Below are 26,954 nucleotides of genomic sequence, written 5' to 3'. Positions count from 1 at the left end.
ACTACTCCTTTATGTGTGCTGAAACCTGAATATTTTCTATCCCAGTCGTCCCAAGCGCAACAGCAAGCACAACTGCGCAGCCCATTGCAAGCGGGGAAATCAGGTAAGCAGAAACAGGATTCACAACAAATTTAAATGTGGATGCTCCAAACGATGCAATAACGGCACCAGCAAGCACCTCTCCAAGTGTATTGGCAAGTATTGTACCCGCCAGAGTTCCCATAAACAGCACCAATGCAAAGCGGGAAATAAACTGCATCATAATGTCTCTGTTTGTAAAACCCAGAGATTTGATGACAGCAATGGTATGACGTTCTTTTGCAATCAGCATTTTCATCATAAGAAGCGTCACTAATGTTGTCATGAGCAGTGCGGCAATCATGGCTGCTACAGAGATTTTTTTAATGGAATCAATAGTGGGGCCAAAGGTTTGGGCTATATAACTATCAATATCCGCGACTTTTGCAAAGGAAAACTGCTTTGTGTATTCGGTTGCTTTTGCAGTACTTAAGCTATTATCTTTTAACTTTACATAAGCCGTATACCACATCACATCACCGCTTTTTTCACTAAATGTTGCCTTTGCTGTTTTCCCTCCATTGGTAATGTCGGAATAGATGCCGCAAACTTTCAGGATTCTCTCCCTGCCTTCGTTTGTCAAAACAAGAGTATCTCCAATCTTTTTTTCCAATTCCCTGGCATTCATTACAGAAAGGGCGATTTCATTCTCTGCCTGTGGCGACTCTCCTTTGACATAATAAACAGGAAACGCTGAGTGGTCACCTAAATCAACTTTGATTGTTTCACTTTTGCCATTTTTCCACTGTATGGTAAATCGTTTTGTGGCGTGCACCACATATTTTGTAACAGCTTCATCTGTTTCAAGGGTTTTCTTTATTGCCGTTATCTTTTCACTCATCTGATCGGTCTGCTGAACACGGAACAGAATATCAGATCTGCCGATACCCATATAGCTGGTAAAGCCCGGGGAAGAAATTGTACTGTATAGATTCTGAGGAATCAGCATGATAAAAGTTGAAACTATTACTACGGATAACATGGTCATATAAAGTCTTTTTCTTGATATAACGTCCTTAATTCCCAGAAATACATTGGTATTTACCAGCCTGTTTTTCCTCAGCTTCATTCGTTTTAAACCTGTGCCACTTTCCACAACAGTACCAAACCGGATTGCCTGTGCTGCCGGTATCTTTTGAAAACGGTTGAGTACATGGTTTACATAGGCGATCACAGCAACAAACACGAAAAAGACTGCAGCTGCGCCCCACATTCTGGCAGAAGCTGCGGTTGCGCTCTCTCCCATGGTGAGACGGATATTCCTAATTACACGTTCTTCCAGTACAGCTGATAATCCCCAGCCGATCCCACTGCCTGCCCCAGCGATTACAGCATATTTTCCCAGATAAAGCTTTTTCATATCGGAAATACGCAGCCCAATGGCCTTCATAATGCCGATTTCACGGGCATCCTCTTCTATTCTTGCGATCAGTGTAAAACGGATACATAAAAAGGCAATCAGCACAGCTAATATACTAATCAGCAAAAGCACAGCAATCATCAAGCCATCGGATACGGCATTTATCATACGAAAAAGGGGATAGGTCACTGTTGGTCCATTGGATTCCAGCCCTGCACCAATATATTCTGCTTCAAATGCGTTAAGTTCGGACAGGCTCTTTAGCCGGAACTCAATCATGTACTCAACAGTTCCCTTGCTTTTCATAGCTTCATAATCGTGATCGCTTACTAAAAACCGCTTGGAAGATGCCAGCGGAGAATTCATCTGAGAATCACGAAGAAAGCCTGCAACCGTAAATGTTTTACCTGCAACGATAACATTCTTTCCTAACAGCTCATTACCTTTCTTTGCGTAAGCCAGAGGAACGTAAATCTCTCCGTCTGCCGGCCGGATAATTTCTCCGTCCAGATTGAGAAGGTAATCAAAAGACTTGCTTTGGGTGGTAAGACCGTTATCCTGAACACTGTCCTCAAGGGTACTATCTCCTATTTTAATTTCTGCCCCATCTATATTCAGGAACTCCATTACCTGAAATTTCCTGACAGCCCCGTTTTCCTGCGCGAAATGCTCCAGCCTCGGAATATTAATCTCCCCTGTATGCATCTGTAAGAAATGGGGAGTTTTTGCCTGTACCATAAGCAAATCAACAGATCCTGCAAGCTGTAATCCCAAAGTTACTGCTAAAGAAATCAGCACAGCTGCTGCGGTGATAAATAGCAGCATAATGGCTGAAATCGTGGGGCTTTTTCTCAAATCATTCCAGATGATTCGTCTGAACATCGCCATCTCCTTTTTCAAGTCTTTGAATTGATTGAAACTGATATAACATAACGGACGCGATACATAATAAAATACCCGCTATTACGATAAGGAATCCCGATCCTCTTCCTTTTCCAGTACCAAGAACACCGCCGACGCTTTTGGATAGTTTTCCATTCTCCAGCAGCAGTGGAGTAAAGAGATGGTCTGCAAGAAGCCCCGAAAATCCGTAAGCAAACACGTAACCTAATTGGGAGATCAGTCCTACAAGACCCCATGCACGACCTTGAAATTCGTTATCAATGTTGGTTCGAAGTAAATAATCAATACTCATATTGGCAAAAGGCAGCATGGAAAAAAATAAAAATCCAGCCGCAGTGATCAGGATGAGATTCTCACGGAATCCAAACAGTGCCATAAACACACCTGCACAAAACAGTGATCCGCATAAAATTTTCACGTAATCCTTTTTTATTGAAAAGACACCCAGCAAAAGACTTGTTACCAAAAGACCAATCGCTGCCAAAGACTGAACAGAGCCCAAAGCCCCGCTGTCGGAAAAACTTAAAATCATAGGGGAAGCAAGTGTCTGGATAAAGCCAAGGCATAAGGTTATGACAGCTCCCACCAAAACCAGTGTCAGTACACCTTTGTTTCGGGCAATGGCTCTCCAGCCTTCTCTAAAGCTGGATGCAAAAGAAGCATTTTCCGCCTGAGGCTTTGCTGTCAGCCCCTTCCGCACAGCCAGTGTTGCCGTAACCGTTACAAAAAAGGTGCAGATATCAAGAATCAGCAGCAGCCTGATATCCCATACTTTCAGCAAAAGTCCAGCCAATACAGGCGAAATCAGGTATTTTGCAGAACCGGCAAGCTGAACGAAACCGCTGGCTTTTGTATACTGTTCCTCTGTCAGCAAATCAGTCACGGTAGCCCGGTAGGCTGGCTCTAACAAGGAAGAAAATACTGAACTAATGGTCACTCCTACGCAGATCTGCCAAAATGCCGCCTGCCCATCCCAAAGGACAAAGAGAATAAACAAAGGGCCGATTGCAGAAAGACTGTCTCCAAGTATCATCAGAATCCTTCGATCATAATGGTCAGCCAGTACCCCTGCCGGTGCACTAAGCAGCAGGGAAGGCAGAAAAGCCAGCAACATGACGAAAGAAACATGAGATGCCATTCCAGACTGCTGATAAACATAAACGCCTAAACCAAAAGAGGTAAGTCCTCCGCCTATTGCTGAAATAAGTTCTCCAGACCAAAGAAGCAGAAACTTTCCAAATGGTTTTGATGTACGATTCATCTTATCCCTCCGTTTCTTTTTCAAAAATTTGTGATGCAAATAATAAGGTACCGCTTTCAACGCCCAGCAGACGTTCCACATTGAAAATAAGAGCCTTCACACGGGAAGCATATTCCGGTTGACTAATGTCTAACATGTCTCCATCAAACACCGTACTGGCATAAACCACCAGCATCTCAACACATTCATATGGGTAGGGTGTATGAAACAGATTATCCTCAATTCCTTCACAGATAATACCGGAAAGAATGGGGGGTAGCCCATTTAATATTGTTTTTTGTACTTTTTGATGCATCAGAGCATTCTGTGGCCTGTGAATGTGCTCAAGTACTTCATTGCCGCTCTGATTCATCTTGAGAGCCCTGACTGATTGAATGATACGGTCATAAACTGGTTTGCTTTTGTCTTCGGCTATTTCCTTTGCCGCCTTTAGTAAACGGCTGGTATGCCGTTCAATCAAAGCGTCCATGATGTCCTCTTTTGATTTAAAATGGTAATACAGTGTTCCACGGGCAATCCCCACTGCTTCCAGAATTTCATTTGTGCTTGTTTTGTCAAACCCCTTCAGGGTAAACAACGTTTCAGCTGCATCCAGTATTTCATTTTTTCGTTGATCTGCATCTTTTATTATTCTCATCAAATTACCCTCCTTATAGACCGACTGTCTGTCTATAAGATAATATATTTTTTGCTGATTGTCAAGCTGCCTTCTACCAATTTATCTATTGTTAAGCTCCTGACACGATAAGTGTCATAGCTTTTCCCTGATGTGACAGCAGATTTCTTGGCATTTCAAACATTGGATCCCATAATTGATTTGTCAGGTGAACACAGAAAAAAACACAGAAGGGAATCATTATTATGAAATATATAATTGAAACGGATCATCTTACGAAACGGTATGGGACAAATGTGGTCGTAAATCAGGTTAACTTTCATGTGCCAAAAGGGAACGTTTATGGACTGCTTGGCAGAAACGGAGCAGGCAAAACCACAGCAATGAGAATGATGTTACAGTTGGTTTTTCCAACGAGTGGCTCCATTCGGCTATTTGGAAAAGAATGCAGGGACAATTCTGCAGCCCTTTATCGGAATATTGGTTCTATTATTGAAACACCTGGTTTTTACGGTAATTTAACAGGAGAAGAAAATTTGGAGATCCTCGCCAGATTACGGGGACAATTCTGCAAAAATGCAGTCCCAGACGCCCTTGAAATGGTAGGGCTTAATAAGGAAAAAAGAAAGATATTTTCCGATTATTCCCTTGGTATGAAACAGCGGCTAGGCATCGCTGCTGCTATTATGCACAAGCCAAAGCTGCTTATACTGGATGAACCGATTAATGGGCTTGATCCAATTGGAATATGGGAAATCCGGACCTTTCTAACTAAACTTACTCGTGACAGCGGTACTACCGTATTTATTTCCAGTCATGTTTTAAGTGAGATTGAACAAATTGCAGATATTATTGGAGTTATGCATCAGGGACGACTGATAGAAGAAGTTAATATGACAGAGTTGCGAAACAGAAACCAAACGTATACGGAATTCGAATTATCGGATGGGCAACTGGCAGTAAAGATAATAAAAGACCACTATCCCCATACAAATTATACGATACAGGATAATACGCTGAGAGTTTATGGTCCCAATCATATTGTCGGAGATATGAATCGTGATTTTGTTTTAAACGGTATAATTGTCACAAAAATAAATCCCTGTGAAGAGAACCTGGAAGAATACTTTTCTAAATTAATAGGAGGTGGTGGAATTGCTTAATCTTATTTTCTGTGAACTGCTGAAATTAAAGCGGTCAAAAATAATACCAATCAGTATAATCGGGGTACTTTCAACTCCAATGTTAATGCTGTTAGAGGCTGTGCAAACACATTTTGACAAACCAGAGCTGGCTTTCACCTTAGCTGACATCTATAAAAGCAGTGTACTGTATTCCATGCTTCTTACAAATATGATGATTTATGTGGCAATTACTGCATTTTTATTCAGCAGGGAATATTTAGAAAATACGTTGAAAACCATAATTCCCATCCCTGTTTCCAGATCAAAACTACTGATAGGAAAGTTTTTTGCCTTACTGCTTTGGATTCTGGCTCTTAACTTTGTGACCTGGGCCGGAATTTTTATGATCTGCGGATTGTATCACATTGTCTTTACGCTGGATCAATACAGTTTTTCTGCAGCAATCGTATGGCTTCCAAAGTATTTATTGGGAGGGGTCTTAATGTTTCTGACAATCTCCCCTTTTGCATTCGCAGCAGAAAAAACGAAGGGATTTGTGACTCCTGTCATTGGTTCAGCCGTTATCGTAATGGGCAGCGCTGCTCTGGCAAATCATGATTGGGGAGCTTTCTATCCGTGGACAGCTGTCTTTTTTCTGGTGCAGGGTAAAATCAGCAGCAACGTTTATATCACTGCTCTATCTATAATAATTGTTCTCTTGCTGTCTGCTACTGGGTTTATTTTAACTTTTTACCATTTAAAAACGGAGGATCTGAAATGAAATTTTAATATGGATTTCGGTAATGGTTAGCAGGTCGAATAATTTCCCATTACCTGCAAATAATAATTTTATTAATGGCAAGTAATAAAAATCAATTTTAAACAGAGGAGCAAAAAAATGAATCATGATAAACTGATAGCCCAGGTAAAAGATGAATACGCAAGAATAGCCTCATCGGAATCCCAGCAGCATTTCCATCAGACAACAACCGAAGTCACTCCGGAAGCGTATTATGAAAAACTGTTAAGTAAAGTTATAAACGAAATTGACAAAGGAACTTTTGATAATTTTAAATCCGGCGAGGAAGTTGTAACCGCAGTTGCAAATGACAAAACCTGGCTTTCGGATTGGAAATAAACACAAAAACATACCCCCAAGCAGGAGAATACAAAACTTACTTGGGGGTGATATTATGTGATGAATCGCCCAGATATTTTAATGCAAGTATTTTACTGCATGAAAATGGTCAGTTTCCCTCCAATGGACTTATACCGCATGATTCTAATTTCCTTTAGCCTGGCGAAGTTTTCTTCAAAAGAAATCGGCTTTGCTAGTTTCAATCCCATTGAAAAATCCCTCTTATACCGAATTACGGCTTCAGGATACAACCCGATTACATGTACCTGATTCCAGGTGGGATATTGGGGATTGTGATAAAATACCTCTACTGTCTCAAGTGCATAGAAATTATGACACCATTTTGCCTGTTCCATAATATACCTCATGGCTGGTCCATTTTTCTCCACCATAATCTGCCGGAATTCATCCAGATAGTTCCTCTTAACGTCCACATACTCCACGGCGTAAAATGGTTTTATACGTCTTTTTTTTGCCCCCTCTCCAGGAATAGGATAGGTACTGTTGGGCGTTGTGACCAGCAGCTCCATTCTTATGATTTCAGGAACAAAAGAAAGTTTAAGCGTTCTAATCTTCGGCAGCAAATCCGCTTCTGTTTGTTTATCCTTTAATTGAATCAGCACCATATAATCCCATAAAGGAAAATCCCCATGTTTTTCGGCAGCTTTCTTATGGCTGTATACAGATACTTCTTTTATAGCCCCTTTCTGCTTTAATTCCTTAAGCGCTATGTTAAGGTTCTCCTTTATTTCCTGTTTAAATTCCTTTTGCTGAGCTTTCTCCACTTTTAAGCTTAGAGCTGCAAAATAGCTCTCTTCCAGAGATTTCAGCTCTTTTTGTGGTTGATTTTTGTCCTTATTCATGCATGTCTCCCATCCTTTCAAATCTTGTGTTGCAGCAGGCATAACCTTCTGCCATATTTCCCTTCCGCTTAAAGCAGGTTCCTAATTGTGGACATAACTTTGGAAACAGAATGTCATCACCGTAGCAGTTTGCTCTGCAGGCCTCTCTCGGTGCAATCTTATTCATATATTCATAGATGGCACAGTAGGTTATGTCAAATTCCAGGCAATCTTCTGTATTTTCAAGAATCACATATTCATGGATACCTGCTTGCCTGCTTACCTGAAACATTTCCAGAATGTAATCTTTAAATGCTGTGAACCCGTCACCGCAGGCGAGAAAGTCCTCCGGCCCCGGAAGTTCGGTCATAGCCGAGAGATAAGCTGTTGCATTGGTGATTTCTTTCATAATCTTCATGGCTCTTATATTATCTGTTACCTTTGCCAAAGCACAGAACATGGCTGCTTTGGCAGAAAAAGAATTCTTAAGCATTGCAGCAGTTTCCTCAGACATGGATTGTTTTGCTGGAAATGGGATTTCATTGATCCGTTTTTTCTCTTTAATAAGGTAAAAAAGCATCACGATCATTTTAGGCAGACCTAACTTTCTGCGAATAATGGCTGTTGCAGTCCCCTTTGCCTCTTTTACCACCATTGGGTGGTTTTGGGGAATCTTTTGGAATATCAGGTTCATCTCCACTCCATAATTTTTTAAGTTCTCTAGTTCCATTGCCATTCCTCCTTTCCATTTCAAAGATAGACAATCAAAAAAAGTCTGTAATTAGTTTAAACTAACCACAGACTTATCTTATAATCCATTTTCTCTTTCTGCAACTCCATTTCTTCCTTCATGAATCCAAAAATACAATTTAAACAAATTTATTTTGTTTTCGGTATTCAATGGGCGTCATCCCGTACTTCGTCCTAAATGCTCCCGCAAATTTACTTGCATTCTGCCAACCTGCTTCTCCCGCTATTTCCGTTACGGTCATGCTTGTATGTGACAGCAATTGCTTTCCCTTCTGAAGTCTTAACGCTTTCAGATAGCAATAAGCCGTCTGCCCGGCGTAATCCATAAAGCATCGGTTTAACCTGCGTTCCGTTATCCCCAGTTCTTTTGCCAGCTCCGGTATGATAATGGGCTCGGATATATGGTACTCCAGGAAGGTAACCGCCCTTTCGAAGATCTGATATCCTGCAGTTCTTTTTATTCCAGCGGTCCCATTCAGCCCCTCCCGTTTTATGCTGTTGCTGCTGATAAGTACCAGTTCCAGAGCCTTTAATAAAAGATACTCTTTGTCATAGTCAAAGGGATTCTCAGCTATACTAAGAAAAACACTTCTGAGATTTTCATTGCCAAAAACAAAGAATAATTGCATTTGCTTCTCGATTCTTTCCTGAAACTGCTTCATAGTAAGTGTATTCTGGCTTAAGTGTTTTCTAATTACAATATCTGCCTGGTCGATATCAAGGAGTAAGCTGATTCCTTTTACATTTCCCTTTTGCAGGATTACTTGATTGGGACAGGTATTAAAGTCATAGATACCAATCATATTTTTCAAAAGAGTAGCGGAGCCGGTGTCGTACTTCATTTCAACGTTTCCCCTTAAGCAATAGAATATCTCCATAAAGTTACTCTTTTCAAAACCATCTGTTTCCTGATCTTCTTTCAAATAATAATCAAAGAACAGCATTTCCACACCTTTTTCAAGTTCACAGCGTATAATCGTTCCGCTTAATCTTTCCTGATCCAGAAAATATTTTGTTATTTCATTATTTGATTTAATATTCTGAGTAAAGTGAAGTAAATATTTTTCATGTGTATTCATATTTTTTACTCCTACTGTCGGAAACAAATTTACTGTTGTGGTACACTATTTTTTTCAGCCAGGTTGAGAAGTTCCCCGGTAACCAAATCCAATTGGGCTGACCAGGAATATATAACTCCCTCATTTCATCTATCCCTTCATTATGCGTGGGCACCATGCAGTCTTGCAAATATCCCGCCTCTTTCCATTAGTTCATCGTGGCTTCCCATTTCCGCAATACCTGTTCCATTAAGCACCACAATCAAATCTGCATCCCGGGTTGTAGAAAGCCTGTGTGCAATCATAATGGTGGTACGGGTCTTAGATATTTCGTTTAACGCTGCCTGAATTTCCATTTCTGTTTTGGTGTCTAAGGCAGAGGTTGCTTCATCTAAAATCAGGATGGGGGAATCTCTTAAAATAGCCCTGGCAATGGCAATTCTCTGTCTTTGCCCCCCAGAGAGCAGGATACCTCTTTCTCCAATGGTTGTATCATAACCATGTTCCATTTTTTCAATAAAATCATGGGCATTGGCAGCTTTTGCCGCTGCAAGTACATCTTCTTTCGTGGCACCTTTCCAGCCATAGGCTATATTCTCATACACTGTGCCGTTAAATAAGAAGGTATCCTGTAATACCATAGAAATATTATTGCGCAGACTGGAAAGAGTTACATCACGAATATCAATTCCATCAATATAAACCGCACCGTTTTGAGGATCATAAAAACGGTTAATCAGGTTTGCAATGGTACTCTTGCCCACACCTGTGGTTCCAACCAGTGCCACTGTCTGTCCCGTTTGTATTTTTAAGTTAATATTTTCCATCACAGGAATATCTTCATGATAGGAAAATGTAAGATCTCTTAACTCGATTTCACCCTTAACCCGCTTCAACTCAATGGCATTTTCTTTTTCTTTCACCTCTGAAATTTCATCAAACACATCAAAAACACGTTTACATCCAGCCCCCGCCTCTCCAGCGCGCTCAACAAGAGCGGAAAAATTTTTCACTGGTCCATAAAACATAGATAAATACATGGCAAATCCAACAATGTCGCCAATGTTTACCTCTCCCGTGCCTACTAAATGTCCGCCGTAAATCACCACAATAACCGTGCCCAGTGCAGTCACAAATGCCAGCAATGGATATGTTGTTTCAAAAAAGAAACTGGCACGAAGATAGGCCTGGCTGTGGAGCATGGCAAGGTGGGCAATACTGGTTTCTTCATGACCCTGCTGATTAAAAATCTGTATTTCTTTCATTCCTGAAAGGTTGTCCTGAACCTTCCCCGCAAGCGCTCCTCTCACACGGGAGTTCTCCTTCCATACGGGTGAAACGTGATGTCCCTGCCAAAGAGTAATGCCTAATAAAAACGGAATGGTAACCAGGCTCATAAAAGCCAGTTTTACATTAATTGTAAACAGCAGGATGCCGACCCCGATAAAGGTAAGAATATTCACAATAAAATCAGGAATTACATGAGCCAAAAGCACCTCTGCATCTAATGTATCATTCACCACCCGGCTGGTAAGGTCGCCAGTTCTGCTTTTGTGGAAATAACTCAGGCTCATATTTTGCAGCTTTCCATAAAGCATTTTGCGTAAATCCGCCACATAATGCAGCGCCGCATAATGGTTCATATATCCTGCAGCCGATGCACCCGCCGCCTGCAGCGTTGCCGCCCCCAGCAAAAGCAGACCGATGCGTAAGGCTTCTGTGCCAAAATCTCCCCTTCCCTCTGTTGCAAGAGAGGTTAACTCTCTTAATGCCCACGGAGTATAAAATCCGGCTACTGTAGATACCACCAGGGCTAAAAATGCAAACACCAGAAAGGCCCGATATTTTTTTGCCTCGCAAAATATCCGCAGTGCTATATTCATAGAGAAATCGCCTCCCTCTTTGGTACGTCCTCCTGATGCAGCAGCGAGTAGGTCAGGCAAACCGGTCTTCCCGTTCTGGATTCATGCACAACCTCTGCATCAATAGAGAAGGTCGCTTTTAAAACCTCAGGAATCATTACTTCCTTAGGTGACCCGTGCTGTATGATTTTTCCACTGCGGATGGCAATCATATAATCAGAAAAACGCGCTGCTAAGTTTAAATCATGAAGTACCATAGCAATGGTACACCCCTGATTGCGGTTTAAGCTGTATAAAAGCTCCAGCACCTCCAGCTGATGAGCCATATCCAGATATGTAGTAGGTTCATCCAGTAAAATCAAATCTGTCTGCTGGGCAAGAGCCATGGCAATCCAGACTCTTTGCCGCTGACCGCCTGACAGGGTATTTACCTCCCGATGCTCCAGGTCAGAAAGCTTTGTTGCAGAAATTGCCCACTCTACTATTTTTTTATCTTCCTTTGTTAACTTTCCAAAGCCATTTTGATGAGGAAATCTTCCGTAGGCAACAAGTTCACTTACTGTCAATCCACCAGGTGCTGAAGGGGTCTGAGGTAAAATGGACATTTTTTTTGCAATCTCTTTTGTGGGTAAAGTGGAAATGTCACCGCCGTTTAAATAAACCATACCTTTCTTCGGCTTCAAAATGCGCCCTACCGCCTTTAGCACCGTTGATTTTCCGCATCCGTTGGGGCCGATGATTGACGTGATTTTATTACGAGGGATGGCCATCTCCAGATTCTCAACAATCAGTGCATTGTCATACGCAATGTCTAAGTTTTGTGTCGCAATACTATTCATACTGTACTCCTTAATTATTTGCTTTTGCCAATAGATACAAAAAGTATGGTGTGCTGAGCACTGTAATTACAATGCCCGTAGGTACATCCGTACCCAGGCTGATGGTTCTTGTTATGGTATCTGCCAGCAGAACGATTATGGCTCCGCACAGCCCAGCCGCTATAAGAAGCAGTTTGTGGTTAGAGCCAACGATTTTTCTTGCCATATGAGGAGCAATCATGCCTACAAAGAAGAAATTGCCTCCCAGAGATACACTTCCAGAAGAAAGCGCCACTGCCGCCACCGTCAGGCCGATAAATTCCGGCTTTACCGCAGTGCCCAGACCTGTAGCCGTTTCATTTCCAAGGTTTAAAATATTCAGCACATGGGATTTATATAATGCATATGCGCACAAAATGGCTGTCCATGGTACCAAAATCGCCAGATACCGCCAGTCATCTCCCCACAGGCTGCCTGCACTCCATCGCTGTATAAATTCCATCTGATTTTGATCCAGTTTCAGAGTAAGCAGTGTAGTTAACGCACCATAACCGCTTCCCAGTGCCACACCCGTTAAAATCAATCCAGTAGGGGAAATATCTTTGTTCTTTCGGTAGGAAAGAAGAAAAATTAACCCCGCGGCAGTCATTCCGCCCACAAAAGATAATACAGGCATTAAGATTGCCGAAGAATTGGACTTCGCAGAAAAAATTACAACAAAAATTAATACAAAGAGTCCTGAACCGGAGCTGATGCCCAAGGTGCCCGGGCTTGCCATATCATTTCTTAACAGACTCTGCATGATGCAGCCTGAAATTCCCATACCGATTCCAACGCAAACCGCCAGTATTATGCGGGGCAGACGAAATTCCATAATAATCAGGTTCTGCTTCGGTGTACCTTTTCCTAAAATCACACTCATTACTTCTGCAGGAGTAAGGTTCATTTTACCTGAATTAATACTGATAATCGCAACCAGCACCATTAAAACAGTCATAAACAACAAAATAAAACCTTTCTTTTTCACTCAAATTCCCTCCTTTGTTTTCTTGCCAGATAGAGGAAATAAGGAACACCAATAACGGCAAAGATAATGCCTATGGGTGTTTCGTATGGCTTATTGATTAATCTTCCTGCCAGATCCGCAAAAACTGTAAGCAACGCACCGTACAGTCCTGATGCTGGAATAATATAGCGGTAATCTACTCCCACAAAATACCGGACAATATGAGGAGTAATTAAGCCCACAAAACCAACCGGACCAACAATAATCACGGAAAGTCCTGTAAGCAGGAGCACAATAATCGTAGAGATACCCTTCACAAATCTTGTTTTTAATCCAAGACCCGTGGCTACATCTTCCCCTAAGCTGAGCACTGTGACGGAAGGTGAAATTGCAACGGCTCCAATCACACCAAGACCAAAAGCCGGTAAAACAGTTAACAGCTCACTCCATTTAGCCCCCGCCGTTCCTCCTGCTGTCCAATAAGCAAGGGCATGTCCCAAATGATATCTGATGGAAATATACTGGCTGAATGCGCCAAACAGCATGGAGATTGAAATCCCGGCCAAAACAAGGCGCTGGGGCGTCATTCCTCCTTTTCCCATGGATGCAATAAAATAAGTCATTGCCGTTGTGACAGCAGCACCCATACATGCAAACAGCATGGTCTGTCCGTAAGTCCGCATGGGCAAAAATGCCATACAAAGTGCCATAGCAAACGTTGACCCCGAACTAATACCCATCAGTCCGGAGTCAGCCAGTGGATTTCTGGTTGTCCCTTGCATGATTGCACCGCAAACAGCTAAACTGCAGCCTACCATTAAATCCGCCACAGTTCTGGGGAGACGCAGTGTCTGTATAATCTGATGCTCTGTTAATTCAGGATTAAATTGAAAAACCGCCTCCCATGCAGTGGCAATTCTCATGTCGGCAGCACCAAATGTAATGGAGGCTGCCGAAACAATCAATAAAAATCCAAATCCAAGAGCCATGTAAAAGGCAAAGTTGATGGAACCCTTCCATCCCTTTGTTGTGGTATTTTTCATGGTGTCGTTCCTTTCCGTGGTGATAATAACATTACTCTTGTGTTTTCAGCAGAGCATTTAACAGATAATCCAGTTGTACGTTTGAGGAGTAAATATCAATATCATAAAACAAGGTAAAATCAATAGGAATCACATTTCCTGCCTTAACCGCAGGCAAAGATTCCCAGATTGTGTTTCCCTCTAATTCCTCAAGACCTCTGGCAATTATGATATAATCGCCGATATAATCACTGATGACCTCCATAGAAACATCTCTGTATTGTTCCGCTGCGATAATTTCCTTCTTAACAATTTCGGGCGCCTGAAGTTCCAGCTGACTGTATAATAAATCTCCCCCACGTCCCCATTTATCACCGTAAACCCAAATACCACCGTTTCCGTCACTTTCAATCACACTAAAGGTTTTATCCAAAACATTTTTATCCTCAAGAGAAGCCTTTGCCTCCACCAGCTTTTGGTGAAACTCGTCCAGAACTGCATTTGCCTTTTCCTGCCTGTTTAATATATCACCCATAAAGCGTACCCGTTCTTCCATGGACAGCGCTGTAAATGGAAGCAAAATTGTGGGAGCTATTTTAGAAGCAATATCATATTGTTCCTGATTAGCAACAATCAGTAAATCCGGCTCGTAAGAGATTAACTGTTCTGCTTCGAAATTTCCCAAAACAGGCACTCCTTCCAATTCTTTTGCATAAGCCGTGCCAGCTGCATCATAGGTTGCTACAGGCGTAATTCCAAGAGCCAGGGCATCCCCCACGCAATATGTCACAATGACTCTTTTGGGATCAGCGGGTATTTCTATCTCCCCCTGCTCTGTACTGATTACTCTGATTTCTGCCGATCCCTCCGCTGCTGTTTTCGCTGGCTTTGAACCGCAGCCTGAGACAGAAATGCCTATGGCAAAGGCCAGTAATAATGCACCTTTGTTTTTGAACTTTAACATGCAGATTTCTCCTTCTATATGGTTACTCCGATATTTTTTTGATGGCATCAATGGCATAGTCCAGCTGTGCAGTTAAACTGGCGATATCATCATAGTAAAACAATCCAAGGTTCTCTCCCGGAATCTCTGCCACTCTGCCTTCCAAAACAGCAGGTATGCTTTTCCAGATATCAGACTTTGCATATTCCGATTCCTTCCCCTCCTGCTGGAACCACAAGATATAATCGCCGAAATATTCATGAGCGACCTCATAACTGAGTGTTGCTCTGTTTTCTCCTGTTTTGGCAATCAGCTGTTCCAGTTTTTCAGGCATTTTCAACCCAAGATAGTCATAAACCAGGGTGCCGCCTCTGGAGCCGGTTTCATATGCTACACCACTCCACTCACCGGTAGATCCCCAGTCTTCCATAATACTAAAGGTCTTTCCCTCATATTTTTCATTTTGAAGCTCTGCCTTTGCCGCCGCAAGCTTTTTATCAAATGTTGTGATCAGTGCCTCCGCTTCCTTTTCCTTTCCTGTGGCTTTTCCAATCATTCTCAGCCGTTCTGCCGAAGTTACCTCTCCTTCGGGAATTACTAAAACTGGTGCAATTTTATTAAAATTCTCAAAATCCGCTGTGTTATATGTAATAATCAAATCTGGCTCTACCGCCATAATATCCTCCGCAGCCCAATTTTCCAATTCTGCAGATGTTGAAAACTTATCATAAAATGGCATGGTCTCCTGTGCCCAGGCTGAATAACCCACCACATTTAAATCCAGAGAAAAGGCATCGCCGATATACCAGTTCACTACCACACGTTCCGGCTTTTGGGGCACTTCAATTTCTCCCATAACCGTATCAATTTTATTGATATCTGTCCCTTTATTCTTTGCTATTTCTGCATTTCCACATCCTGCTAAAACAAATAATAACATCATGGAGCATAGTAACAGCCCTCTTTTTTTCATATCCATTCTCCTATACTTTTTATGTCTGTATCATGACAAATTGAGTTTTTTTGTTAGTTTAGACTAACCTAATAAATACTAGCATAATAAAAAATAATCGTCAATATAGCCGTATTCCAAGATAAGGAAGTTCCATTCTTATTAAAACTCTAAAAGCTCTGTGTTTATATGTATTTTTGGCTCACTTTCCTTCCTTTCTGTTTTATGGTTGGATCATAATTAAAACAAAATGGAGTACTTTCAATTGCATTAAACTCTTGTTTCCAGTATACTTTTAATAACTCACGAAGAAAGGAGACTTTTAAATGAACAGATATGATGATGCATCCTGGGGTTCCATGGCAAAAAAATATAACCTCCGTCAAACCCCTTACGGACCGGGTACTGGGCATTATTTTCCGCCCCATTGGTCAAACGGCTGGATTGTGGAAGTCTCCCCTGCCCAGGGACTTTATGTCTCCAGTGCGTGGTTTACGCCCAATCAGACCATTGTTCATAAAATTGATATCAAAGAACCCTGTCTCTGGCTTTTTTGCATTGATTGCGGTGATATTATTTATTCTCAGCAGGGAAAAGCTGCGACTACATTTACCCCTATTTGCCATAAAATAATAAACCCTCAAAAGGCGTTTCAGTTTACCTTCCCTAAGGATGTCCATGCCTGTTTTACCAGCATTTTAATCTACCAGGACTTTTTAGATCCTTTCCTGCAGGCAAGAGCCGATGCGCCTAAAATCAGCATTTCGGATGCAAAATTATGGGAAACAGAGCATCTGAATACCCCGGGTACAATGCTCATTTTTGAGCAGATCCGCTGGGCAATCAGAAATGGAGATATGCCGCCCTTTGCATTTGAGGGCATGGTGATTCACCTTCTTGGTTCCATTGCACGTAATTATCCTGTTATTCCTGATCGGAGAAGTAACAGACGGAATTATGTAACATGGGAAAATGAGAAAAAAATGTATGCTGTGAAGCAAAAACTAGACGATGACATTCTGGATGTCCCCTCTATGAGCGAACTGACAAAGATTGCAGATATGAGTGAAAGCAAACTTCGCCTCAGCTTTAAAAACACGTATCATATTCCTCTTTATGATTATATCAGAAGGGAAAAGATGAAGCGGGCAATGCAGCTTCTCTCCTCTGATCATTTGAGTATCCATCATATTGCAGAGCTGTGCGGTTATAAAAATCCATCAAAATTCACCGCAGCATTTCAGGAAGTCCACGGAATAACTCCAAGCCAGTTCAGAAAGACATTTAACTTATAACTCCTTGTTTAATAAGAGTTTATTTAGTAAAATGAAAACAGGAAGGTGGTAATGTCGAGTGGGTAAAGCGTTGGCTTACCCACTTTCGCGTGAATCAGTAGATTCAATGGTTATTAAGCATTGCAAAATCTGACATTGACGAATTAATGGCGGCAAGTTAATATAGATTTACACGCAGCGAAAGGGGGCAGTCATCTTGGGACGATCTTACACGGAGGAAGAACGGGAAGAATTAAAGAAAAAAATAAAGAATATCGCTTCTATCATGTTTATGGAGGAAGGGTTTAAAAGTTGCAAAATACAGGAAATCACCAAAAAGGCCGGGATTTCCATGGGAGGTTTTTACACCTTTTACAAAGACAAAGAGGCTCTTTACGAAGAAATCCTGCGGGATGAGACGGACAGAATACGGCAGAAAATTCTGACAATCATTGATGAGGAAAATCAGACACCACAGGGGTTTTTCACGGATCTGGCAAATGTTTTTCTGAAAAAAACCTCTACAAACAAATTTTACACCAGTGAGTACAGCGGTCTTTTAGAATCAATGGTCTGGAACAATGACACATACGCCTCACAGGATAATCTGGACTTTATCAAAAAACTGAAACATATTTGGGCTGGCAAGGGGTATTTTCTAAAAGCTTCCGATGAAGAGATTGCTTCCGCCGTAGCCACATTGGCTGTTTTATGCATGCAGAAAGAGATGATTGGCGAGGGTTTTTCTTACTGGTATGAAAAAATACAAATTTTAATTCTTGAGCTTATTTGATATTTTTTATTAAAGCTATGAATTTTATTTGATATTTTCACAGACTGGTGCTATAATCCAGAAAAAGGGGGCCTTATCTATGAAATATGTTATGAAATTCAGTGAAATAGGAAAGGAAGACATCTTAGCTGCTGGCGGTAAAGGTGCGAATCTGGGTGAGCTGTTTAACGCAGGTTTTCCAGTTCCCGAAGGGTTTAGCATTACCAGCCATGCGTTTGATGAGTTTATGAAACGCAATGGATTTGATTCTCCCCCATCTGGTAACAGCCTTACCAGTGAGGAGGTTGCAAAAGGTCAGCTATGGAAGGAACTGGAGGATGAAATCGCAGACTACTATCATGCTTTGGGGCTCAATTCAAAAGTTGCGGTCCGTTCCTCTGCTACAGCCGAGGACCTGCCGGAAGCAAGCTTTGCCGGACAGCAGGAAACTTATCTTAACATAGAGGGACTGGATCAGCTTTATCTTTCCGTCAGAAAATGTTTCGCATCACTCTTCTCATCAAGGGCGACAGCCTACCGGAAGCAGACGAACTTCGATACTGGAAAGATTTCGTTATCGGTAGTGGTTCAGCGCATGGTGAACAGTGAGATATCCGGTGTCCTTTTTACAATTGACCCCATTAGTAAAAATAAAAGCAGGATGATGCTCAATGCCTCATGGGGACTGGGCGAATCCATTGTATCCGGGAAAGTGACTCCTGACATCTATGTCTACGACAGAAACCACAGGCAGATAGTAGAGAAACGATTAGGTGATAAAAAGATTCTGGTCTGCTACAGTGCAGAAGGAACCAAAGAAAGAGTAACCTCCTCGCAGCAGCAGAGGGAATTTAGTTTAACGGATAAACAGGCAATTGAAATATTTGAACTGGGAAGAAAAACAGAGCAGCACTTTCAGTGCCCCCAGGATATGGAATGGGCCATCTCCCAAAACAGGTTATATCTGCTGCAGGCTCGGCCAATCACCACGCTGAAGGTAAAAAACAGCACCGACATCCAGCTTACAAAATCTCAGCGGGCCGTATTAAACAACTGGATCGAACACTTCCCCACCCCACTCTACCCCCTTGATGTGAAACCATGCCTGATAGTGGATGAAGCCAAAAATAAAGTATTTCATGAGCTGGGCATTTCCGCGGAAAGTGAGCTGACCATGGCTGATAATGGATTGCTTTCCCTGTCTGCGGGGAAAATACATATCTCACCTAAGGTGTTAAAAATCCCGCTCCTGCTGAGCAGTTTTACCGACTATTCCACCAACTCAGCCAGAACAGACGATTCTTTCCATAATATAAGGGAGGAATTGTTCTCGAAACAGAGAACGGATCTTTCTGTATTACCAGCCAAAGAATTGATCCATCAGATAATGGAACTGATGAAATTGTCTGAGAAACTTGCTTACACCCGTTTCCGTTACAACATCTTTCCATCTGTGGCAGTATCAAAATTAATTCATCATGACTTGAAAAAGATAGACAAAAATATGAGCGAATATGATTTGCTGAGTAATCTTTCTTATAAAACGTGGGATTTAAACCTGAAACTAAAAAAACTATCCACTTACATTCAAAGTACCCCCGGGCTGGAGCAGTTATTTATGGAACTGGACAGAACCAATCCCCAGGCGATTGAGGATTTTCTGGAGAATCAGCCTGATTTTAAAGCAAAATTACAAGATTTCTTAAATGAATTCGGTTGGAAATCAAGCAGCAGCTATTGTGCCTTTGGTTCTGTATCCTGGTTTGAAAATTTGGATTCTCTGTTTTCCATGCTGAAGGTGCTGCAAAGCTCCCGCAGAAACGATGACTCACCCGTCAAATTTCAAAACATAATGACAAAAATCACAACTACTTTTGGTAAAAAGAAAGCGGACCGGTTAAGAACAAAAATTGAAGAAATAAGGGCCTATCACGTAAATCGGGAAGAAAGCCTTTATATGATCGAAATGTGCTACGGTCTTGCCCGCAGGGCTGCATTTGAACTGGCAAAGCGCTTCCCCCAGTTGTTTGAACAGGCGGAAGATATCCGATATCTCACCTTAGATGAGGTCTATGAATTACCGGGTAACATAGCAGATCTGAAAGAATTGATTTGTGTTAGAAAAAGCAACCGTCAGAAAAATGAAATACTATGGTCTGGCTTTTCCGTTGGTACAAAAGCAGGTCACCAGAATACTCTGTCCGGTGTTTCCGGAAATGGCGGACGCTGCCGGGGCCGGGTACGGAAAATACTGACTCAGCAGGAATTTGATAAAATGCAGTCCGGCGACATACTGCTCTGCCGCTATACAGATCCCTCCTGGACTCCCCTGTTTGTTCTTGCTTCGGCGGTTATCTCTGATACTGGCGGTCCTCTCTCCCATAGCGCAATTGTTGCCAGAGAATATAACATTCCTGCAGTGCTTGGAATTGGGAATGCCACCGATCTGCTGGAGGATGGGGATGAGGTTTGGGTTTACGGCGACACTGGTAAGGTAATTATATTACCAAAAAAGATATAATTCTAAATATACGTAAGCCACAAACATTTACGTCTGTGGCTTACTGATTCACCGATTACATTTTTTCTCGTTTCACATAATGGGTATGGAGAAGTTCATGTGCCTTTTCTCCATTGGGCTCACCCAGATACTCCTCATAGAGTTTTTTAATTGCCGGATTTTCATGTGATTTTCTATATTTTTTGCTTTTATCTTCTTTATATATTCCTTCCATTCGTTTTTTCAGAACATCAAAGTTTCCAAAATGGTAAGGCTGACCACCGCCTCCGATACAGCCTCCAGGACAAGCCATGATCTCAATGGCATGGTAATGGGATTTACCGGCTCTTATATCTTCCAGAAGCTTTCTTGCATTTCCAAGACCATGGGCAACCGCAATATTGATATCCTGGTCATTGATCTTCACCACAGCTTCCCTGATTCCCTCGAAGCCCCTGAGTTCATGGAACTCTACTTCTTCAAGAGTTTCATTGGTAAGCCATTCGTATGTGGTCCGCAAGGCTGCCTCGATAACACCACCGGTTGTTCCAAATATAACTGATGCACCAGTAGATTCTCCCAATGGTTCGTCAAATTCTTCATCCTTTAAATTCATCAGGTCAATATTTGCCTCTTTTAACATATCACCCAATTCTCTTGTCGTTAATACTGCATCCACATCCTGCATATCATCATGCATAAGCTCTGGTCTGGCAGCTTCATACTTTTTTGCCAGGCAGGGCATTATGGAAACCACGAAAATATTTTTAGGATCAATCCCCATCTTTTCTGCATAGTAAGTTTTCGCGATCACTCCAAACATCTCATGGGGGGATTTGCAGGTTGATGGAATATCAAGCAGATCATTAAACTGATGCTCAAAAAACTTAACCCAGCCTGGACAGCAGCTTGTGAGTATGGGAAGCCTGCCCCCATGCTGCAGCCTGTGAATGAATTCCGCCGCTTCTTCCATAATCGTAAGATCTGCGGCAAAATCTGTGTCAAATACCTTATCAAATCCCATCATTCTAAGAGCAGCCACCATTTTTCCCGTAACCAACGTTCCTGGCTCTGCACCAAATTTCTCTCCAAGAGCTACCCTCACTGCAGGTGCTGTCTGAACGATGACGAATTTATCTTTCGCATTCAATGCTTCCCAGACATTGGGGATGTCATTTACAACCGTTAATGCAGCTGTGGGACATACAGAAACACACTGTCCACAAAAAGTACAGATGGATTTATCCATAGGTAAATTAAGTGCTGGTGCGATAAACGTATCAAATCCCCGGTTAACAGCTGAATACACATGGACCGTCTGTACCTCATTGCACATGGTTTCACATCTTCTGCATAAAATGCATTTATCCATATTTCGGATCATTGCTTTACTTGAGATATCCTTTTCATGAGTTGCCCTCGCTCCATGAAACTTGATCCGTCGTATATCCAGTTCTGCTGCCAGTGACTGTAATTCACAGTTTAGATTCTTTTCACAGATCAGACAGTCTGTGGGATGATTGGACAATAATAGTTCCACTACCAGTCTTCTTGCCTTAATGCATCTTAAGGTATTTGTTCTTACCACCATGCCCTCTGATACGGGAGTCGCACAGGAGGGGGCGAGATTTCTCCTTCCCTCGATTTCCACCACACAGACCCGGCAGGAAGCAGAGCCATTTACCGTTTTTACATGTTCCAGATTAAGGTAACAGAGTGTGGGTATCCGAATATCCAGTTTCTTTGCAGCCTCCAGAATCGTTGTGCCTTCCTCCACTGCAATCGTTTGATTATTTATCGTAACATGAACCAGACCCATAAGTTCCTCCTCCCTTACCCTTTTTCTATGGCATTAAATTTACATGTATTATAACATGCACTGCATTTGATACATCTTGACTGATCAATTACATGAACTATTTTACGTTCTCCCTCGATGCAATGAGCCGGACAGATTCTTGCACACGCAGTACAGCCCACGCACTTGTCCGGTAATATATGAAAGGAAAAAAGTGCCTGACAAACTCCGGCAGGACAGTGTTTATCCCTCACATGAGCCAGATACTCATCCTGAAAATAATGCAGGGTACTGAGAACAGGATTGGGGGAAGTTTGTCCAAGTCCGCAAAGGGATGTATCTTTAATCACATCGCCTAACTCAACCAAGTCTTTTAAATCCTGTTCTGTACCATTTCCCTTTGTTATCTTTTCAAGTATCTCCAGCATTCTTGTATTACCAATCCGGCAGGGTGTACATTTTCCACAGGACTCATCCTTGGTAAACTCAAGGTAGAACTTTGCAATGTCTACCATGCAGTTATCCTCATCCATGACGATCATTCCGCCAGATCCCATCATGGAACCGATACTGTTTAGTGACTCATAGTCAATGGGGATATCTAAATTTTCTTTCGTGATACACCCACCAGATGGGCCGCCGGTCTGCACTGCTTTAAACTTCTTGTTATTCTTTATTCCTCCTCCGATATCATAGATGACCTCACGTAAGGTAATGCCCATAGGCACTTCCACAAGGCCCACATTATTTACTTTACCGGCCAGAGCAAAAACTTTTGTACCTGGCGATTTCTCCGTACCGATACTTTTAAACCAGGCAGGTCCTTTTAAAAAGATTGGGGGGATATTGGCAAATGTCTCTACATTATTCACACAGGAGGGTTTATCCCAGACACCTCTTTGAGCCGGAAACGGGGGCTTTGAACTGGGCTCCCCTCGTTTTCCTTCTACCGAATGGATGAGAGCCGTTTCTTCTCCGCAGACAAATGCACCGGCACCGTACCGTAATCCGATATCAAAATTGAATCCTGTGGAAAAAATATCTTCTCCCAAAAGTCCCAGTTTCCTTGCCTGCTTTATGGCTATTTCAAGACGGTTGATGGCAAGGGGATATTCCGCTCTGATATAAATATACCCGTACTGGGCTCCTATGGCATAGCCTGCAATTGCCATCGCTTCAAGAACCGAGTGGGGATCTCCTTCTAGTATGGACCGGTCCATAAATGCACCTGGATCTCCTTCGTCTGCATTGCATATAATATATTTTTCATCCGACTGATTCTGCCTTGTATATTTCCATTTGAGGCCGGTGGGGTAACCGCCGCCGCCTCTTCCTCTGAGACCTGACTGAACGACTGTATCGATTACTTCATCCGGACTCATTTCCGTTAAGCATTTTGCCAATGCCTGATACCCATCTGCCGCAATGTATTCATTAATATCTTCCGGGTTGATAAAACCACAATTCCTAAGTGCGATCCGGATTTGCTTTTTATAGAAGGGAATGGATTTTTGTCCTTCTAATCGTTTTTTTGTATTTGGCTCCACATACAGAAGACGTTCCACCTTACGGCCTTTTATCACATGCTCCGTAATGATTTCCTCTGCATCCTCCGGTTTTACCGTGATATAAAACACATTATCCGGATAAACTTTTAAAATCGGACCTTTCTCACAAAAGCCAAAGCATCCGGTGACGACGACCTCCACCTCATTGGTTATTTCATGCTTTTTTATTGATTCCTTTAGCATCTTTACCAGTTTCAGGCTATCGGACGCCGTACATCCGGTGCCTCCGCACACTAGTAAATGCATTCTGTAGTTACTCATATGCCCTCCTCCTTATTCCACGTTTTCAAATGATTTATTAATAATTGCATTTTGGAGGAGTCGGCCATTTTTTATATGCTCAATTACAATTTCCCGTCCTCTGTTCTCGTCCACTTTTCCATACAGGACAGACGGCATTCCTTTGGAGATAACTTCCACCACCGGTTCCTGGGCACAATATCCGATACAGCCAGTCTGTGTCACGGAGACATTGGCTAGTCCCTGCTTTGCAATTTCATCCAGAATGGCTTTCATGGTTGTTCTTGCACCGCTGGCAATCCCGCAGGTGGCCATACCCACCCGGACTAAAACCTTATCCTCGGATTCAGCAGTGGACCGTAAGTCTAATTGATCAAGCGCTGCCTGTCTGATCTTTTTCAGTTCTTCTACTGTTTTTAACTTAGCCATCACGCTTCCTCCTGATATTCTTCAATGATTGCTTTAACCTGATTCAGCTCAACCCTTCCATATACCTTATCATTGACCATCACAACGGGAGCAAGTCCACAGGCGCCAATGCATCGTAATCCCGATAATGTGAATTTTTTATCTTCCGTTGTTTCACCTGCCTTGATATTCAGGATCTTTTCAAATTCCCGCATAATAGCATCGGCACCTCTTACAAAGCACGCGGTTCCCAGGCATACATTGATCACATATTTACCTCTTGGCTCTGTGGTAAAGTAGGAGTAAAAGCTAATGACACCAAACACCTTCGCACTGGGGATCTCAAGCTTTTCAGCAATAAAAAAAATCACATCATTGGACAAATATCCATAGAGATGCTGAGCCTTGTGCAGTACCGCAATTAACGCTCCTCTCCTGTCTTCCATGCTGTCAATAAATTTCTGCAGATCCTTAAATTTCTCCTGGGTATTGCATTTGCTTTCCATAAACAGATCTCCTTTTGGCTTTATGTAGACACTACCTGTCTTACAAAGGATAGATTTCCTGTTTATCCTGTCTTATATACATATAAAATACAAATAATTTAAAAAATTGATTGACTCTGACGGAACGTTATGGAGTATAGTTATCCTATCAAGAGCAGGAGGACAGATCGTATGAGAACCGTAAAGGAAGTTTCAGAGCTTACAGGTATCAGCGCGCGTACGCTTCACTATTATGACGAAATTGGATTGTTTCCGCCCACAGGCAAAAGTGAAGCTGGATATCGGCTTTATGACGATAGAGCCTTAGAAATTCTACAACAGATTTTATTCTTTCGTGAGTTCGGTATACCTTTAAAAGATATCAAAACTGTCATGAAAAACCCGTCACTTGAAAGAAATCAGATTCTGCAATTGCAAAGAGAGATGCTGGTTGAAAAAAAAGAACGCATGGAACGCCTGATTGCCAGCATAGATAACGTTCTGAAAGGAGACAGCAAAATGGATTTTTCAGTTTTCAACAAAACAGAGATCGAGAAAATGTTTCAGCTTATGTTTGACAGCATGCCGGAGGAAATGCGCCAGACAGCCATTCGAGAATTTGGCAGCATAGAGCATTGGAAAAAGCATTATATTGAAGTAGTGTCCACAGAAGATATGCAAAAACGATATGCAAAAGTAGTTGAATGGTATGGCGGGAAAGACGCTTATTTGTCCACCCTTGAAAATCCAATCAGCAGAGAGGTTGCCGAAAGCTATAAAAAACGAGAGGACACAATCCGTAAAAAGCTGATGGAAAAACGTGGTTCTGACCTTAATTCTTTTGAAGTGAAGGCGATTATCGGTGAATACGGTTTCGTCATGAAACAGGTTTGCCAGATGAAAGAAGAAGATGGATTGATGCTGGCAATTGCCCAGTCCTACCGAAACAAACAATGTCAGCAGGCTATCGATGAAGAATATGGGGAAGGTGCAGCAGAATTTTTTGCACAGGCAATCGAAGCATTTTATTGTGATTAATCTCCCTTCATCAGGAGTTCAAAAAATAAAAAACTACGAATATCACAGAGGAGGTAGCAAAGATGAGGAAAGAAAAATATTTGTATCTTTATTTGCTTTTATTCTTGTTGATGACAATTGGTGCATTTGTATGGCAAATGTTTTTTCCCGATGTGGCAGAAACTTTTTCGGTATGGAGGATGAGTCGGGGATGGCAGACCGAAATCGCTTTATGGAATGCGGGGATTGATACTGGCATTGTCATTACGCTGATCAGACGTAACATTGAATATGCAAAAATACTCTCGCTTATCTCGGTTGTACTTTGCATTCTATTGGGAGGGCACCACCTTATTTATGCAGTTACAGCAACGAACGGCAACATCACTCTGCATTGGATGGGCGCAATTGAGGTGCTATTTATAGGTGGAGGGACCGGAATTTTTGCCCTTATTAAGTCTAACTGTTTTTAAAAAGAGCCAGCCTTCCATTAGTAAGGAAAGGCTGACTCTTTGGAGGTATTAAGATTTATAAGTTCTTATGAACAATTTCTTTTAAAACGGGTAAAACCTCCTCTTCATACCACGGATTTTGCTTGAGCCACCCCAGGTTTAAAGGAGACGGGTGTACCAATGGAAAATATTCAGGTAAATATTTCCGAAAATTTCGTACTGTCTCCGTTAAACTTTCCTCGTGTCTTACATTTAAATAATACTTTTGTGAATAGCTGCCGATTAGAATGATGATTTCAATATCTGGCATCTCCTCCAGTAAACGTGAATGCCACTTTTCTGCGAACCCTTTTCTGGGAGGTGCATCACCAGTTTTTGCTTTTCCCGGATAATAGAAATCCATAGGCAATTGAGCGATACGGTTTGTATTATAGAATACCTCTCTGGATACCCCCAACCACTCTCTTAATCGATCTCCACTTAAATCATTCCAAAACAATTGAGTTTCTTCTGCTTTACGACCCGGTGCCTGCCCTACTATGGCAATGCGTGCTTCTGCAGAGGCTTTAAATATTGGGGATATCCCCATTTTTGTGTAGGATTCATTTATTGGGTCAGCCATTATTTCCTGTTTGATTTTTTCAAATATATTCATGCTTACTTCTACCCTTAGCTTTGATCAAAGAGAATATGTTCTCGTTTTTTCT

General features: G+C 42.0%; 25 protein-coding genes. 8 read left to right on the top strand and 17 right to left on the bottom strand.

Annotation, left to right across the window (positions count from 1 at the left end):
- Nucleotide 1 precedes the first annotated feature (1 nt).
- Genes ACOAOT_RS05725 through ACOAOT_RS05715 form a run of 3 tightly spaced genes read right to left on the bottom strand, consistent with a single transcriptional unit; the run spans nucleotide 2 to nucleotide 4,239 of the window.
- Complete coding sequence (locus ACOAOT_RS05725; protein ID WP_420216105.1) at nucleotides 2-2,320, bottom strand: ABC transporter permease; 2,319 nt, start codon at nucleotides 2,318-2,320, stop codon at nucleotides 2-4.
- Entirely contained in the window at nucleotides 2,295-3,602 is a 1,308-nt protein-coding gene (locus ACOAOT_RS05720) for an MFS transporter (protein WP_420216104.1), read from the bottom strand. Before ACOAOT_RS05720 ends, ACOAOT_RS05725 begins: the two co-directional genes overlap by 26 nt.
- A 1-nt stretch (nucleotide 3,603) precedes the next feature.
- Nucleotides 3,604-4,239, bottom strand: a complete 636-nt coding sequence (locus ACOAOT_RS05715) for a TetR/AcrR family transcriptional regulator (protein ID WP_420216103.1) — start codon at nucleotides 4,237-4,239, stop codon at nucleotides 3,604-3,606.
- 221 nt (nucleotides 4,240-4,460) lie between these two features.
- Between ACOAOT_RS05715 and ACOAOT_RS05710 the strand changes: the two genes are divergently transcribed.
- The 3 genes from ACOAOT_RS05710 to ACOAOT_RS05700 all read left to right on the top strand — a co-directional run bounded on the left by ACOAOT_RS05710 (nucleotide 4,461) and on the right by ACOAOT_RS05700 (nucleotide 6,480).
- Entirely contained in the window at nucleotides 4,461-5,381 is a 921-nt protein-coding gene (locus ACOAOT_RS05710) for an ABC transporter ATP-binding protein (protein WP_491711667.1), read from the top strand.
- Nucleotides 5,374-6,123 (top strand): ABC transporter permease, encoded by a 750-nt coding sequence (locus ACOAOT_RS05705; RefSeq protein WP_420216101.1) that lies wholly within the window; start codon nucleotides 5,374-5,376, stop codon nucleotides 6,121-6,123. The genes ACOAOT_RS05710 and ACOAOT_RS05705 overlap by 8 nt, the downstream gene beginning before the upstream one ends.
- 117 nt (nucleotides 6,124-6,240) lie before the next feature.
- The gene (locus tag ACOAOT_RS05700) at nucleotides 6,241-6,480 is read left to right on the top strand and encodes a hypothetical protein (protein WP_277407013.1); all 240 of its coding nucleotides are present in this window, start codon (nucleotides 6,241-6,243) and stop codon (nucleotides 6,478-6,480) included.
- Between the two features lie 92 nt (nucleotides 6,481-6,572).
- Here the strand turns inward: ACOAOT_RS05700 and ACOAOT_RS05695 are convergent, their stop codons facing one another.
- The 9 genes from ACOAOT_RS05695 to ACOAOT_RS05655 form a co-directional block, all read right to left on the bottom strand.
- Nucleotides 6,573-7,343, bottom strand: coding sequence for a hypothetical protein (locus tag ACOAOT_RS05695; protein WP_420216100.1), 771 nt, complete (start codon nucleotides 7,341-7,343; stop codon nucleotides 6,573-6,575).
- Nucleotides 7,336-8,052 carry an L-2-amino-thiazoline-4-carboxylic acid hydrolase gene (locus tag ACOAOT_RS05690; RefSeq protein ID WP_420216099.1) on the bottom strand — a complete coding sequence of 239 codons (717 nt, stop codon included), beginning with the start codon at nucleotides 8,050-8,052 and terminating at the stop codon, nucleotides 7,336-7,338. Before ACOAOT_RS05690 ends, ACOAOT_RS05695 begins: the two co-directional genes overlap by 8 nt.
- Nucleotides 8,053-8,191: 139 nt before the next feature.
- Complete coding sequence (locus ACOAOT_RS05685; RefSeq protein ID WP_420216098.1) at nucleotides 8,192-9,151, bottom strand: helix-turn-helix domain-containing protein; 960 nt, start codon at nucleotides 9,149-9,151, stop codon at nucleotides 8,192-8,194.
- 140 nt (nucleotides 9,152-9,291) lie between these two features.
- Nucleotides 9,292-11,013 carry an ABC transporter ATP-binding protein gene (locus ACOAOT_RS05680; protein WP_420216097.1) on the bottom strand — a complete coding sequence of 574 codons (1,722 nt, stop codon included), beginning with the start codon at nucleotides 11,011-11,013 and terminating at the stop codon, nucleotides 9,292-9,294.
- A complete protein-coding gene (locus ACOAOT_RS05675; RefSeq protein ID WP_420216096.1) occupies nucleotides 11,010-11,831 on the bottom strand; it encodes an ABC transporter ATP-binding protein in 822 nt (273 codons plus the stop codon). Before ACOAOT_RS05675 ends, ACOAOT_RS05680 begins: the two co-directional genes overlap by 4 nt.
- A gap of 10 nt (nucleotides 11,832-11,841) precedes the next feature.
- Complete coding sequence (locus ACOAOT_RS05670; RefSeq protein WP_420216095.1) at nucleotides 11,842-12,837, bottom strand: FecCD family ABC transporter permease; 996 nt, start codon at nucleotides 12,835-12,837, stop codon at nucleotides 11,842-11,844.
- The gene (locus ACOAOT_RS05665) at nucleotides 12,834-13,859 is read right to left on the bottom strand and encodes a FecCD family ABC transporter permease (protein ID WP_420216094.1); all 1,026 of its coding nucleotides are present in this window, start codon (nucleotides 13,857-13,859) and stop codon (nucleotides 12,834-12,836) included. Before ACOAOT_RS05665 ends, ACOAOT_RS05670 begins: the two co-directional genes overlap by 4 nt.
- A gap of 31 nt (nucleotides 13,860-13,890) precedes the next feature.
- Entirely contained in the window at nucleotides 13,891-14,802 is a 912-nt protein-coding gene (locus ACOAOT_RS05660; protein ID WP_420216093.1) for an ABC transporter substrate-binding protein, read from the bottom strand.
- Between the two features lie 22 nt (nucleotides 14,803-14,824).
- On the bottom strand, nucleotides 14,825-15,754 hold the full coding sequence (locus tag ACOAOT_RS05655) for an ABC transporter substrate-binding protein (RefSeq protein ID WP_420216092.1): 930 nt from the start codon (nucleotides 15,752-15,754) through the stop codon (nucleotides 14,825-14,827).
- A 305-nt stretch (nucleotides 15,755-16,059) separates the two neighbouring features.
- On the opposite strand from ACOAOT_RS05655, the gene ACOAOT_RS05650 reads away from it, so the two are divergent.
- The 3 genes from ACOAOT_RS05650 (at nucleotide 16,060) to ACOAOT_RS05640 (ending at nucleotide 20,300) form a co-directional block, all read left to right on the top strand.
- Nucleotides 16,060-17,028: a helix-turn-helix transcriptional regulator gene (locus ACOAOT_RS05650; protein WP_420216091.1), complete on the top strand. Its 969-nt coding sequence runs from the start codon at nucleotides 16,060-16,062 to the stop codon at nucleotides 17,026-17,028.
- A gap of 196 nt (nucleotides 17,029-17,224) precedes the next feature.
- Complete coding sequence (locus tag ACOAOT_RS05645; protein WP_420216090.1) at nucleotides 17,225-17,800, top strand: TetR/AcrR family transcriptional regulator; 576 nt, start codon at nucleotides 17,225-17,227, stop codon at nucleotides 17,798-17,800.
- Nucleotides 17,801-17,879: 79 nt separating this feature from the next.
- Nucleotides 17,880-20,300 carry a PEP/pyruvate-binding domain-containing protein gene (locus tag ACOAOT_RS05640; protein WP_420216089.1) on the top strand — a complete coding sequence of 807 codons (2,421 nt, stop codon included), beginning with the start codon at nucleotides 17,880-17,882 and terminating at the stop codon, nucleotides 20,298-20,300.
- A gap of 55 nt (nucleotides 20,301-20,355) precedes the next feature.
- Here the strand turns inward: ACOAOT_RS05640 and ACOAOT_RS05635 are convergent, their stop codons facing one another.
- From ACOAOT_RS05635 to nuoE, 4 genes are read right to left on the bottom strand one after another with little or no spacing between them, the layout of a single operon-like run.
- Entirely contained in the window at nucleotides 20,356-22,098 is a 1,743-nt protein-coding gene (locus ACOAOT_RS05635) for an NADH-dependent [FeFe] hydrogenase, group A6 (protein WP_420216088.1), read from the bottom strand.
- A 14-nt stretch (nucleotides 22,099-22,112) separates the two neighbouring features.
- Entirely contained in the window at nucleotides 22,113-23,906 is a 1,794-nt protein-coding gene (locus ACOAOT_RS05630) for an NADH-ubiquinone oxidoreductase-F iron-sulfur binding region domain-containing protein (protein WP_420216087.1), read from the bottom strand.
- A gap of 12 nt (nucleotides 23,907-23,918) precedes the next feature.
- Entirely contained in the window at nucleotides 23,919-24,314 is a 396-nt protein-coding gene (locus ACOAOT_RS05625) for a (2Fe-2S) ferredoxin domain-containing protein (RefSeq protein ID WP_420216086.1), read from the bottom strand.
- Entirely contained in the window at nucleotides 24,314-24,799 is a 486-nt protein-coding gene (nuoE, locus tag ACOAOT_RS05620) for an NADH-quinone oxidoreductase subunit NuoE (RefSeq protein WP_104437209.1), read from the bottom strand. The genes ACOAOT_RS05625 and nuoE overlap by 1 nt, the downstream gene beginning before the upstream one ends.
- 171 nt (nucleotides 24,800-24,970) lie before the next feature.
- Between nuoE and ACOAOT_RS05615 the strand changes: the two genes are divergently transcribed.
- Both ACOAOT_RS05615 and ACOAOT_RS05610 read left to right on the top strand, forming a co-directional pair.
- On the top strand, nucleotides 24,971-25,816 hold the full coding sequence (locus ACOAOT_RS05615; protein WP_420216085.1) for a MerR family transcriptional regulator: 846 nt from the start codon (nucleotides 24,971-24,973) through the stop codon (nucleotides 25,814-25,816).
- A gap of 62 nt (nucleotides 25,817-25,878) precedes the next feature.
- On the top strand, nucleotides 25,879-26,268 hold the full coding sequence (locus tag ACOAOT_RS05610) for a hypothetical protein (RefSeq protein ID WP_420216084.1): 390 nt from the start codon (nucleotides 25,879-25,881) through the stop codon (nucleotides 26,266-26,268).
- Between the two features lie 55 nt (nucleotides 26,269-26,323).
- Here the strand turns inward: ACOAOT_RS05610 and ACOAOT_RS05605 are convergent, their stop codons facing one another.
- On the bottom strand, nucleotides 26,324-26,902 hold the full coding sequence (locus ACOAOT_RS05605; RefSeq protein ID WP_420216083.1) for a uracil-DNA glycosylase family protein: 579 nt from the start codon (nucleotides 26,900-26,902) through the stop codon (nucleotides 26,324-26,326).
- Nucleotides 26,903-26,954 lie beyond the last annotated feature (52 nt).

Source organism: Lacrimispora struthionigena (assembly GCF_048627165.1).
Lineage (GTDB): Bacteria > Bacillota > Clostridia > Lachnospirales > Lachnospiraceae > Lacrimispora.
Note: the sequence above shows the minus strand (reverse complement) of the source record. Positions and strands in the feature narration are given on the sequence as shown.